Annotated in this window: 8 protein-coding genes; 5 read left to right on the top strand and 3 right to left on the bottom strand. The window is 44.1% G+C overall.

What is annotated here, in order from left to right; translation table 11 throughout:
- Positions 1 to 101 precede the first annotated feature (101 nt).
- Positions 102 to 1,049, bottom strand: a complete 948-nt coding sequence (locus COV43_07285) for a hypothetical protein (GenBank protein ID PIR25078.1) — start codon at positions 1,047 to 1,049, stop codon at positions 102 to 104.
- Between the two features lie 192 nt (positions 1,050 to 1,241).
- Positions 1,242 to 2,057 (bottom strand): hypothetical protein, encoded by an 816-nt coding sequence (locus tag COV43_07280; GenBank protein PIR25077.1) that lies wholly within the window; start codon positions 2,055 to 2,057, stop codon positions 1,242 to 1,244.
- A 15-nt stretch (positions 2,058 to 2,072) separates the two neighbouring features.
- Between COV43_07280 and COV43_07275 the strand changes: the two genes are divergently transcribed.
- The 4 genes from COV43_07275 to COV43_07260 all read left to right on the top strand — a co-directional run bounded on the left by COV43_07275 (position 2,073) and on the right by COV43_07260 (position 5,972).
- Positions 2,073 to 2,276, top strand: coding sequence for a hypothetical protein (locus COV43_07275; GenBank protein ID PIR25076.1), 204 nt, complete (start codon positions 2,073 to 2,075; stop codon positions 2,274 to 2,276).
- Between the two features lie 154 nt (positions 2,277 to 2,430).
- A complete protein-coding gene (locus COV43_07270; GenBank protein ID PIR25075.1) occupies positions 2,431 to 4,839 on the top strand; it encodes a hypothetical protein in 2,409 nt (802 codons plus the stop codon).
- A gap of 44 nt (positions 4,840 to 4,883) precedes the next feature.
- A complete protein-coding gene (locus COV43_07265; GenBank protein PIR25074.1) occupies positions 4,884 to 5,285 on the top strand; it encodes a 6-pyruvoyl tetrahydrobiopterin synthase in 402 nt (133 codons plus the stop codon).
- A 39-nt stretch (positions 5,286 to 5,324) separates the two neighbouring features.
- Positions 5,325 to 5,972, top strand: a complete 648-nt coding sequence (locus COV43_07260; GenBank protein ID PIR25073.1) for a hypothetical protein — start codon at positions 5,325 to 5,327, stop codon at positions 5,970 to 5,972.
- A 238-nt stretch (positions 5,973 to 6,210) separates the two neighbouring features.
- On the opposite strand, the gene COV43_07255 is transcribed toward COV43_07260, so the two are convergent.
- Positions 6,211 to 10,581 (bottom strand): response regulator SirA, encoded by a 4,371-nt coding sequence (locus tag COV43_07255; GenBank protein PIR25072.1) that lies wholly within the window; start codon positions 10,579 to 10,581, stop codon positions 6,211 to 6,213.
- A gap of 487 nt (positions 10,582 to 11,068) precedes the next feature.
- Here COV43_07255 and COV43_07250 point away from each other — a divergent pair, with 487 nt between their 5' ends.
- Positions 11,069 to 12,232, top strand: coding sequence for a tRNA 4-thiouridine(8) synthase ThiI (locus COV43_07250; GenBank protein PIR25071.1), 1,164 nt, complete (start codon positions 11,069 to 11,071; stop codon positions 12,230 to 12,232).
- Positions 12,233 to 12,485 lie beyond the last annotated feature (253 nt).

The following is a 12,485-nucleotide window of genomic DNA, read 5'->3' as shown; positions in this document are numbered from 1 at the left end:
GAATACGCTCATATTGAGCTTTTGTAAGTTCCATCCCTCCCACATCTCACTTTATCTCTTCTTTGTCAATTAGTGTTAACACGCCCTAGATTTTGCTCGCATTATTTTCCTCGTGCGTATTTCAATATCCCGAAAGAGAAAAAGAGCATTAACAGCAAAGCTGTTCCATTTGGCATGTTCCCGCCCGGAACAAGCCTAAAGGTGCAGCTTCCTGTGCCTCGTTTGTAAAGGAAACCGGCATTTTGTGCTGGTGTGCTGCTGGGGTTGGTGAAGAGGCACGCATCGCCGATGCCGTTGCCGTTTGAATCTGTTTGGTCTGGATTTGCAATGGCGATGCAGTTATCGCACGCGTTCCCAATCCTGTCTCCGTCGGTATCCAGTTGGGAACTGTTGGGAGATCTTGGGCAATTATCCGTGATGTCTTGAATGCCATCACTGTCTTCATCCAGTTCACACGCATTTCCGACGCCATTTCCATCATCGTCACTTTGATCTGCATTTTCTTGGAAGGGACAATTGTCACAGGCATTTCCAAAGCCATCAGCATCGATGTCTTCTTGAAGCGGATTGTGTGCATTTGGGCAGTTGTCCCGCTGGTCACTTCTGCCATCGTTGTCGCTGTCGGAGCAGGCATCGCCAAAGCCATTGTTGTTGCCATCAGCTTGGTCAGGATTTGGTACGTCGATGCAATTGTCTTTGTTGTCGACAATGCCGTCGCGGTCACTGTCTTCGCATGCATCACCAACTCCATTTTGATTGGAGTCGGCTTGATTTCCTGCGCGAAGTTCTGCTTCTGATAAAAGTTCATCGCCATCAATGTCGCAGTAGTGCATGCTTTCCTGGCAGGCACCGTTTTTTACGGTGAGGCAATTATCAAATTCATCTGCAACGCGGTCGCAATCGGTATCGATGCGTACAATGCCGCTTTCGGGATTTACATCTACAACGCTGCATACCCCTCCTATGCCTTGAGCCTTAGCTTCCAAGGTGTAAAGGAGTGCAGAGCTGAGAAGCAAGAGAGAAAGAAAAAGATGACGAGGTAAATGCATGGCAGCACTCCTTTTACTTCGGTGACGGACAGCAGAGTCTTATATAGCGCTTCTTTCGGCGGGTGCTAGGGAAATTTCATTTTTTTTTAAGGAAGTGGCGAAGTTCTAAAGGAAAAAAGCTTAAGTGACCGAAATAGCTTAAGATTTGCAAAAAAACCGCCTTCCGGCGGTTTTGAAAATATTCTTTGAAGCCTACACTTTTTTCTTTCGCCCTAGCAAAAGCGCAATGCCGGAAGCCATGAGAAGAAGGCTTAAAGGATTAAACTGGCCTGCATTTGAAACAAGGCTGCATCCTTCGTCTTCAAACACAAAGGGTGCTGGAAGAGGAACGGTGTCAATAGGAGTGATTGGGCTCACGGTGTCGCAAGCGTCACCGCGGCCGTTTCTATTTTCGTCTTCTTGATTTGGGTTTCTGATAGTGGGGCAATTGTCTTTGTTGTCAGCTACGCCATCGCCGTCGAGGTCTAAGATGCATGCGTTTCCGAAGCCATCATTATCGTCATCCAGTTGGCCTCCAAGGGCAAGTTCTTCATCCGTCACGGTGCCATCGTCATCTACATCGCAGAAAAGTTCGTTCAGCTCGCAGCTTCCGTTTGGAACGTATTGGCAATTGTCGCACAAGTCGCCAAGGCCATCGGCATCTTGGTCGGCCTGTCTTCTGTTTTGGGTAAGTGGGCAGTTGTCGATTGCGTTTTTGACGGTGTCATTATCATCGTCGCTGCAATCGTCAGCTGCTTGGTTTGGATTATGCATATCGCAGTTGTCGCAGACATCGCCAACGCCATCGCCATCAGTGTCTTTTTGATCTGCGTTTACTTGTCTTGGGCAATTATCGCGCGCATTTGATATTCCATCTCCATCGCAATCTCTAGCGGGATTGCTGTAGCAAGCTATGGCGTCATTTATGTTTGGAATGGCAGGTGCGGCCTGCGCAGGTGTGGAAAGCAGAAAGATGCTCGCTGTGACAAAGCTCGAAAACATTAAAGTATAAAGTGTGTTTCTGTTCATCTTCTCCCCTTACGGGTGTTTTTGCCGAAAAAACAAGATCTCCAGCAAAATGGGCAGTTTTCCCCCTGCATCATCATTATCGGGTGGGTTTTTGAAAAGTTGCGTAGATTTTTTATTTTTTTGGCGCAATCAAAAAATGACGATCTTCCTGGCTCATTTTGGAGTCTTAACACCCCATCTTTATCTGTCAAATCAGGAGTTTTCGAAAAAATAATATAGTAAATCACTGAAAATAAAGGTGTTTTTCTTGGCACTCAATTTGCTCTTTTAGCCTTGAAAGGATTTTCTTATGCGAAAGAGGTTTTCATTTTTATTGCTTTGTACCGTTTGCCTGCTTTCAGCCTGCTTACCCCAGGATAAAGAGGCTTATACCGTGGTACATCAACTTATAGGAGATCAGCACGCTTTTACCATTTCGTTCCATTTGGATGAGGGTGTGCGAATTGCTGCTGAGCATGACTCCACACTCCCAAATTTTTTAAATGGGAGATCTCCTTTGCGCGTAAATATGGAGAAGTGCATCGAAGGAGCTAATCAAGATGATTGTACTCCTCTTTATATTAATCAAGTTCCGATAGATTGTACTCCTGTTGCAAGAACAGCAGATCATGGTTCTCTTGATTGTCCTTCTTCGCCACCCGAACATCCGTTCTACAACATAGTATGTAGTGTAAGTGATCCAAGTATCTTAGAAGTAATTTGTGCTTTCCGTTTGCCCACACGATATAACGAATCGTTTGAACGTGATGATTTGTTTCTTATTTCACTTTTTTCTAGAAAAGTGCACACTCCTCAACTCAATTTGAAATCGGCACAAGAAGCATCTGAAGTGCGCGCTGAAAGAAGTCGCGAGCAGATTTTAGATCACCTTGAAGATTACATTTTCAGTAAATTTTCTGAACAGTATCGTTTTGAGCTTACACGATCTGCAGGAAAAACGAAGCTAAAGGCCTATCTTCCCTTCCGTTTGAATGATGGCGGTGCGATAAGCTTTTCTGAATATGCTTTTGATTTTTTACAAATTGGCGAGACAGACATCGAGACCAATGGTGATGAGTTAAAAGCCATTGCAAAGCTTCCGTATAAAGTTGCGTTTCTGAAAAAATCTCAAAGGAGTACTAAAAAAACTCGAGTTAAGTCTGGTGATCTTCACTGTGCTCTTGCAGAAGATCAAAAAGGTTTAGACTGTGAAGGCGAAACAAGTGACTTCAAACTGTGGAACAAGTTTCAAGCAGGAGAGTTTAACAAAGCAAAAGTTTTTGCTAAAAAACAGAGGTTTATTCGAGATAATGATGAAGAATCTGTTTCCGAGCGCTCTCTTTTGACTTCACTCATAAACGTGCATGCGAGAACAGAACTAAACAAAGAAGAAAGGCTTGCCGTTGAAAATGGAAAAGATATTTTTCCTGAGAAAAAACCACTTTCAACAGCAACTGAGTTTGAAGTGCCACAACATCTCATTTCTGATGATGAATCAAATGATACCGATGCAGATGGTGTGAGTGACGATGAAGATAGCTGCCCAGAAACTGAAACAGGGACTGCAGTTGATGAAGATGGTTGTGCATTGGAAAGTGATGATGAAGAAGTTTCAAAAGCTGTTTCATGTTTGGATACAACGAAGCAAAGACTTCACTATGAATTTGGATTAGAAAATGCCGATTCGCTTGGCGAAACAAATTGTGATACCGGTGCAAAATCTGTAGTTACTGATGACATTCCTGCAAAAGGCGCAGGTGGCTGCAGCCTTACAAGTGCTTCGGAAAAAGATGACTTTATGTGTTCACTTGCAGTAATTGGTTTACTGTTTTTACTTGGTGTTCGCATCGCAATGTCTGGGGGAAAAATGAAAAAAAGAAAACTACACTATACTTCGTTTTGGAAATCGTTTTTATTGGTTCTCATTTCACTTTCTTCATTTGCTTGTGCGCAAGATATTTTGTCACAAGACCCAGCTGACTATGTGATGACTTTAGAACAGACGGAGGATGCAGACATCATCACCCTTTCCTTCGAGCTTGCTCCGGTGAAAGTATATTCTAAAGATGGTATTTCAGAAATAGAAGAATATAATTTTTTAAGAATGTTAGACAGGGTTCAAACGATTGACGGTAAAAGTATTCGTGGAGATTTAGACAGAGCGGTGAAAGCAGCAGATCTTCAAGCGCATTTCTATCGTGAAAAAAAATTAGAATCACGCATTGGAAGTTTTGCTTCTGCATCAACGTGTACTTCAAAAAATTTAGAACTTGGGAAAGTGATGTGTACTGTCACTATGCCAGCGGGAACGTTTGAAAGTGAAGAAGGTCAAGAAGCGCAGTGGATGCAAATGCGAAGTTTAAAAGAAGTTGTAACTCTTAACGGAGGCACAACTCAGAAGATGATACAAAATTTCACTACAGCTTTTATTGATGTTTCTTCAACGCGAGATCCAGACGCAGATGGCTTTGTAGGAAGTTTTGATCTTTGCCCAAATGATCCAGAACTCTTTTTGAAGGATAATGGCGAGTTTGTTCTAGATGCTGATACAGGCGAAAGAGTTCCGGCCGATGGTATTCCCGATGGTTGCCCAAATTCTCAACCGGAAGAATGTGCTGCGGGAGAGGCTGATTGTTCCACAACGAAAACACCTCCAACTGGAGGCGGGTCAGTTTCTGGTGGTGGTGCTTCTGGCGGCGCCTGTTCGTTAGTTCAAGCGAGCGAGAAAAGCTCATCTTGCCTTGTTTTTCTCCTCTTTTTTGCTCTCGCTGTTTTGGTGGGTGTGCGAAGGGCGGAAGAATAAAAAGCTTGCGCCTTTTGCCAAAACTGCGTTAAGCCCTGCCGCATATGTACAGCATCAGCAAAACATTCTACTTTTGTTATGGCCATCGCCTGATGGATGATCACAGCAAATGCAAGCACCTCCACGGTCACACGGCGAAGGCTGCTTTGCACTTGAAACGTGATCAGCTTGATGAGCGCGGCATGGTGATGCATTTTTCAGAGCTGAAACAAAGTTTTGGAAAGTGGATTGACGAAGAAGTTGATCACGTAATGCTGCTCAACGAAAAAGATCCGCTGGTTGCAGTGCTGAAAGCTCAAGGCGAAAAATGCAAGTTGCTTCCCTTCCATCCCACCGCAGAAAACATTGCCAAATGGTTTTTCGAACAAGCCAAAAACTTTGGCCTTCCTATCGTTCAACTAGATATTTGGGAATCCGAAAGTTCCCTTGCCAGTTATGCTGAGTAGGTTTTAGTACAAGTCTTGACGCAAGTTGCGCACTCCTTTATGAGCACGTTTATGAATGAAACTTCAGCTATAGCTATTTCTGCGAAAGAAAAGCGCAATTGGTTTTTGTTTTTGATTGGCTATTTTCTTTTTGGCTATATGACGCTCAATTTTTATAACTTGAATCGCGAAACTTATTTTGATGTGAGTTTTGCTTTTGAGCAATCTCTTCCGTTTTTTCCATCTGCTATTTTGGGGTATTGCCTTGTGTTTGTGAGCCTTGCCTTAACGCAAGTGTTGATAAAAACTGCGCATGCTTATCAACGAGCAGTGGTTGCTTTTCTTGCTGTGACCACCGTTCATTTTCTCTTTTTCTATTTTATGCCAGTGCGAATGACGTTGCGCCCAGATTTAAGTGCTAGTTCTGGAGTGATGAATTTTCTTTCGCATCTTTATTTTTTAATCGATCAACCTACCAATTGTTTTCCTTCTTTGCATGTAGCTTATCCCACTGCCGCAACATGGGCTATCTGGAAAAGCGCGCCAAGGTGGCGTTTGCCGTTCATCGTGATGACATTGATTGTTGCGGTGTCGGTAGTGCTCGTGAAGCAACATTACATTCTTGATGCAGTAGTTGGTTGCTTAAGCGCACTCCTCATTTGTTTTCTCACTTCAAACACCGAGCGTTATTGGAAAAAGTTTTTTTGAGTTTTTACAATCCAGCAATTCAAACAATTTGCTGTCATCCTCGCGCTTGCCTGCCTTTGGCAGGAACGCGGGGATCTACAATTCTCTGTCATAGCGACTGTGGCAATCTCCTCATTCAATTGCCAGAGGAGATTGCCACGTCTTGCTTCGCAAAACTCGCAATGACAAAAAACAAAACATAAAAAAACCGGGCAGTGTTTCCACTGTCCGGTTTTTATTTTTTTATGTGCCCTTCTTCTTAACTACAGCCCATCGAATTTCCACAGTTCAAGCATTTGTAGCATGAGCCGTTGCGAACGGTGGTGTGTCCGCATCCGTCACAAAATGGCGCGTCGCCCATCATGTTTTGCAAGTGTTTATTTGCTGCCGATGTTGTTTTGCTGCTTGAAAGTGAAACCACTACTCCAGAGCTAGTGCTTGTGGCTTGGATGTTTCCAACGCTTCCAATGACGCTCTCTGTTTTTGTTGCTACGACTGTTGCTTCTGCTTTTTCAGTTTCTTCAATTTGTTTTTGAACTTTGTTGTGAGCAACTTTACGTTCGAGTTCATCCATTTGAACCGCAATATTTACATCATCATCTTTTGTAGGCTTTACTTGCACGAAGTCTGTGCGGCCTAAATATTCCATGCCTAAAACGCGAAATACAAAATCGATGACCGAAGTCGACATTTTAATATTGGGATGATCCACCGTTCCGTTTGGTTCGAAGCGCGTGAAGGTGAAGCAGTCGACATATTCTTGAAGTGGAACGCCGTGCTGCAAACCAAGTGAAATAGCGATGGCAAAGCAGTTCATCATGCTTCTGAAAGCAGCGCCTTCTTTGTGCATGTCGATGAAAATTTCGCCAAGCCCACCATCTTCATATTCACCAGTGCGAAGATAAACTTTGTGTCCGCCCACTCTTGCTTCGTGTGTGAGCCCTCTTCGTTTTTTAGGCAATCGACGGCGAATAGGCTTTGCTGCTTGCGCTGCGAGCGGCGCTTCTGTTTGTGCAGGTGATTTTTTTGCTTCAGCTTTTTCATCTTCATTTTCAGCAGAGCTGCTTGAAGTTAAAACTTGAGAAAGTTTTGAGCCATCACGATAAATAGCAACAGCTTTCAATCCTGATCTCCAACCTTCTACATAGAGCTGCTCAATTTCTTCCGCTGTTGTTTCGTGTGGAACGTTTACCGTTTTGGAAATGGCTCCGGATAAAAACGGTTGCGCAGCTGCCATCATTTTGATGTGAGAAATAGGAGAGAGAAAACGTTTTCCTTTTTCGCCGCATTTGTTTGCGCAGTCAAAGATAGAAAGATGCTCATCTTTGAGATGCGGTGCACCTTCAATGGTCATGCAACCACAAATATGAACGTTTGCCTCTTTGATGTGAGCATCGCTGAAGCCAAGTTCTTTTAATAAATTAAAACCAGGTTTGTTGTATTGCTCTTCGGTGAAACCAAAACGACCCATGGCTTCTTTGCCAAGGCTGTAAGGGTTGAACGCAAATCCAAGTTCAAATACGCCAGGAAGTTGTGATTCGATAGTTGCGATGTCTTGATCGTTAAACCCTTTGCTACGCAAGCTTGCAACATTGATGTGTGGTGCGTTTGCGAGCGATGATGTTCCTTGAATATAATTGATGATGTCATCAATTTCATGTTTAGCGTAACCAAGTTTTTGCAAAGCAAGTGGAACCGAACGATTGATAATTTTAAAATATCCGCCGCCCGCTAACTTTTTAAATTTCACAAGTGCAAAGTCTGGCTCAATACCTGTGGTGTCGCAATCCATGAGCAGGCCAATAGTTCCCGTTGGTGCCAACACGGTTACTTGCGAATTGCGATAGCCATGTTTTGAACCAAGCGTTAAACAATCATCCCAAATCTTTTTGTTGATGGAAACAAAGCTAGCGGGAAGATCATTGCTTGGAATGGCATAAGCTGCATCGCGGTGCATGTTGATGACTTCAAGCATGGGCTCGCGATTTTTTGCAAAACCAGGGAACGCGCCCTTTTGCGCTGCAATTTCAGCTGACGTTTTGTACGCCACACCATGCATGATGCTGGTGAAAAGTGATGCCCAATTTCGTGCGGCGTTGGAATCGTAAGACAAACCTTGCACCATCAGCAAAGTTCCTAAATTCGCATATCCTAAGCCAAGTGGGCGGTAATCGTGAGAATTTTTTGCGATGTCTTCTGTTGGATAAGAAGAAAAATCGACCAAAATTTCTTGTGCCGTGATGAACACTTTTGCAGCGTGTTGATAGCCTTCCAAGTTGAAGCTGTTGCTCGCTTCATCATAAAACTTCATCAAGTTAAGTGACGCCAAGTTACAAGCCGAATTGTCGAGGAACATGTACTCTGAGCAGTTATGAATTAAAATGCCATCAGCGGCAAAATGGTGTGTGATGGGCTCTGTAAGGTCATAGACTTTTTTTGTTCCAAGAAATTCGAGTGAAGCAAAAGAATCTGTGAGGGTGTCTAGATAAGTGCCAACACTTTCATTGAGCTGTCTCAGTGAAATCGCTTTTTTGCTTTTCGGATGAAAACCAATGAATTCTTCGAAAAGAACACGAGAAGATCTGCTAATGCGAAGAGAGTGCATTTCTTTTACAGCATATTTTTTTAAACCACCATTTCCATCGGGAAGATGTGATTCTAATTTTCCAGCTCGTCTATTGATGTACAACTTTGCTTTAATGCCAAAGTTGAGAAGCAGTTTTTGCACTTGTTGAAGGAGTTCGAGGCTGCTTGAATCGAGTGCTACATACTGAGATTTTTCACCATAGTTGGCTACTGTTCCATCGGAAGTGAAAAGACCTCTTAACAACGCAGCTACGCTTGGTTTATCAAGTTCGAACGCTGAAGTGAGAAGAGATTTTTTATGTGAACCCTCATTGAGAGTGGCATATTTATCTACAATTGAAGTAACCATTTCTGCAGAAGTTGAAGTTCTTGCGCCTGTTTCAGTGTAGCGAACGCCAGCAATTTTTCTGTTTTCTTTTACAGTGTTGAGATAAGCAACGACTTCTTCCAGAATTTCGCTTTCTTCGTTTGCCATCGTAATGGTGATGCTGCCTTGAGCGTCTGTTGCTTTACATCCATCGCCAAGCGCTAATCCAATAAACTCGGCCATTTGCTGATCGAGATGAGCCTGGCCAAAATGCCCAGGAATAAGCACGAGTTTGTCTTCAGAGCTTAAGTCTTTCGCAGCAACATCGCCTCTGTTTTCTGTCCATACTTTATGATCGGCAGTGAGTTTTAAAGTGTATCCACTTTTTGTACGAAGTTCATAAGTATCTTTGAAACCTGTTGGGAAAATTTTTCCCACGTGAACAACGCGACCATCAAAAGTGAGAAGATCAGTTGTTTTTCCAACCAGATCTTGAATAGGCTTCAAGCCTTCAGTTGTTGCTACAAGTGTATCTCCGGTGACGCACGGATTACTTGCATTGATGCGGTCTGTGTTTTTGCAGGTGTGCCATTTGTTGATGATGCTGTCGTACTGAATGCCAGGGTCAGCACAACTCCATGCGGCGTTTGCCATTTTGTGCATGAGCTCGCGAGCCTTGAAGGTTTCCAATTTTTCGCCCGTTGTGCGTGCGCGTGTAGACCACTCTTCGTCGTTCAAGTACGCGTACATAAATTCATCGGAGACGCGAACCGAGTTGTTTGAGTTTTGGCCCGAAACGGTTTTGTAGGCTTCGCCGTTGAAGTCTGACGGATAGCCAGCTTTAATGAGCGCAGCTACTTTCTTTTCTTCGCGCGCTTTCCAGGTGATGAAATCAAAAATTTCTGGATGATCGATATCGAGGCATACCATCTTGGCCGCACGGCGCGTGGTTCCGCCAGATTTGGTTGCGCCAGCTCCGCGATCTAGAACTTCGAGGAAAGACATCAAACCAGATGAAGTTCCACCGCCAGAAAGTTTTTCGTGACGAGATCTAATGCGCGAAAAGTTTGTTCCGGTTCCTGATCCAAATTTGAAAAGACGCGCTTCGTTTTTCACGAGATCAAAAATAGACATGAGGTCATCGTTGACTGATTGAATAAAACAAGCAGAGCATTGTGGATGGCTGTAGGCATCGGCTGTTTGCGCCATGGCGTTGCTTTGCTGATCCCAAAACCAATTGCCGCCGCTGCCTTCGATGCCATATTCTTGGGAGAGTCCGCAGTTAAACCACACCGGCGAGTTGAAGGCGCCCTTCTGCGTGATGAGCATGTGCGTGAGTTCTGCTTCAAAAATATCGGCATCTTCTTTGGTGGCGAAATAATTTTCCAGTTCCTCACCAGCTTTTCTGATGGAGCGTGCAATGCGTGTCACCACTTGTTTTGCGGAGGACTCATATCCTTTTCCAGGAACGCCGCGTTTGCGGAAATATTTCGAAACTAAAATATCGGTTGCAAGTTGCGACCAGGTTTCGGGAACTTCGGCGTCGTCCATTTTGAACACAACCGAGCCGTCGGGATTGGTAATTAAAGAAGAGCGCTTGGAATACTTTAATTCTTCAAGAGGATTGATGCCGGGACGAGTGAAAAAACGAGAAAAACTGATTCCCTTTTTTACGGCTCGTACTTCCCCCTTTTTTTTGCCGCGTGGTTTTTTGAGTGCGCTTTCTTTTGTTGCCATGATTCCCCCAGTTTTCGTGATTCCGAAGCAGTGTGCTCAAAGGCTTTTCACGTGCAGAAGCATTTTAGCAGCAGGCTTCGGAGTAGTTTTAAAGTCGTATAACAGGTCTTTTTTTTGTGAGTGAAGCAGTATTTTAAGGCTTGTGGATAAAGAAGCTGTGAAAACAATTTTGTTTTTAGCTACTTACATCTTTATCCCCAAGTTTTCATCTGTTTTATCCACAACATATTGTGCCTATCTACGGACTATTACCACTATATATAGTGGTGTCAAAGGATTTTTTGCGTCCGTGTTCCGTCTTGTGTACAGCTGAAAAAAAAGGCTTTTGTTTCTCAAGTTTAGCACTTTGCAGCGTTAGAATTTTTTTTCATTCACCAAAAAGTGCCAGGCACTTTCTGGTAAATTTGGGCGAGCTTCTTCACAAGTTGGCTTGACAACTTGGGGTGAACGCAGCACACGACAGCTTCATTTTTGAGAGGAAGCATTTATGGAGAATCATCGCACCATTGTTTTGCACTACGGCGAGTTATGCTTGAAGGGGAAAAACCGTGGCATGTTTGAAGATCAGGTTGCGCGCAACATTCGTTTTGCGCTTGGTCGCGATGCCGAAGTGCTGAAGCTGCGCAAATTGTTTGGCAGGTTGTGTGTGGATCTGCCGCAAGGGTTTGATGCGCAGTTTGCGATGCAAAAACTGCAGCGCGTCTTTGGACTTTCCAACATGGCGCTTGCCGTAAAAACAGAATTCACCTTGGAAGCCATTTGGAAAACATGCGAAAGCTTATTGCCAAGCGAATCACCAACAAGTTTTTGTGTGCGAACGAAAAGGGCGGACAAACGTTTCCCGATGAAGTCGGAAGAGCTTAGCCGCGAAATTGGCGCGCGCGTGGTGGAAACAAAAGGATGGAAAGTAGATTTGAAACATCCAGCTTTGGAACTTTCCATCGAACTGCAAAATGGCGAAGCTTATGTTTCAACCGAAAGGCTTCAGGCTGCAGGTGGCTTGCCACTTGCTTCTGCGGGGAAACTTGCCTGTTTGCTTTCGGGCGGAATTGATTCGCCACTTGCAAGTTTTAGAATGATGCGCCGCGGATGTGAACCGTTTTTTATTCACTTTCATTCTGCACCATTTACTAGCCGCGCTTCGGTGGAAAAAGTGTTAGACCTTGCCGAAATCGTTTGTCGCGATCGTTGCAAAGCAGAAATTGCCATTGTTCCTTTTGGCGAAATTCAGCAAGCCATCATCAAGGCTTCGGCCGAAGAATATCGCGTGCTGTTGTATCGGCGTTTTATGTTGCGCATTGCAGAAAAGCTGGCGCAGCAGAAGAGGGCGCTTGCCCTTGTTTCGGGCGAAGTGCTTTCGCAAGTGGCGTCGCAAACCTTAAGCAACTTGGCACACATCGAAGAAGTGATTAGCATGCCCATGCTTCGTCCGCTGATTGGAATGGACAAACAAGAAATTATCGATGAAGCCAAAAAAATAGGCACCTACGACACCTCATGCGAACCGCACGACGACTGCTGCAGCTACCTCATGCCAGACAAACCCGCCACCAAAACCAGGCCAGGTGAACTTCAGCGGGCAGAAGCAAAACTCAATATTGAAGCCCTCGTAGCAAAAGGTGTTACCGAGGCTGAGATTCAAGTGGTGTAAGAAGGCAATGCTTGTTTGTCACTATGCCCATTGTGAATGAGTGAAATGAAGTGTCGATCTCTTTGCTTCATTCTTTTTGTCATCCCTCCTCCAATATCGACGTTCTGAAATTCGTAAAACAGAACAGCTTTACTACAGAAATGCGGATCACTCCTATTGTGGCTGACATGATTTCAATATCTTAGACGATTGTATGTGTTGGCATGATGGTTGTAACACTGATTATCACATGAAAGGGGGTGATGTTATGTTT

The organism is Deltaproteobacteria bacterium CG11_big_fil_rev_8_21_14_0_20_42_23, from assembly GCA_002796345.1.
Taxonomy (GTDB): domain Bacteria; phylum UBA10199; class UBA10199; order 2-02-FULL-44-16; family 2-02-FULL-44-16; genus 1-14-0-20-42-23.
Note: the sequence above shows the minus strand (reverse complement) of the source record. Positions and strands in the feature narration are given on the sequence as shown.

Coding starts and splice junctions, on each gene's coding strand:
- COV43_07280 (PIR25077.1), bottom strand. CDS start 2,057: ATGAACAGAAACACACTTTATACTTTAATGTTTTCGAGCTTTGTCACA.
- COV43_07250 (PIR25071.1), top strand. CDS start 11,069: ATGGAGAATCATCGCACCATTGTTTTGCACTACGGCGAGTTATGCTTG.
- COV43_07260 (PIR25073.1), top strand. CDS start 5,325: ATGAGCACGTTTATGAATGAAACTTCAGCTATAGCTATTTCTGCGAAA.
- COV43_07285 (PIR25078.1), bottom strand. CDS start 1,049: ATGCATTTACCTCGTCATCTTTTTCTTTCTCTCTTGCTTCTCAGCTCT.
- COV43_07265 (PIR25074.1), top strand. CDS start 4,884: ATGTACAGCATCAGCAAAACATTCTACTTTTGTTATGGCCATCGCCTG.
- COV43_07255 (PIR25072.1), bottom strand. CDS start 10,581: ATGGCAACAAAAGAAAGCGCACTCAAAAAACCACGCGGCAAAAAAAAG.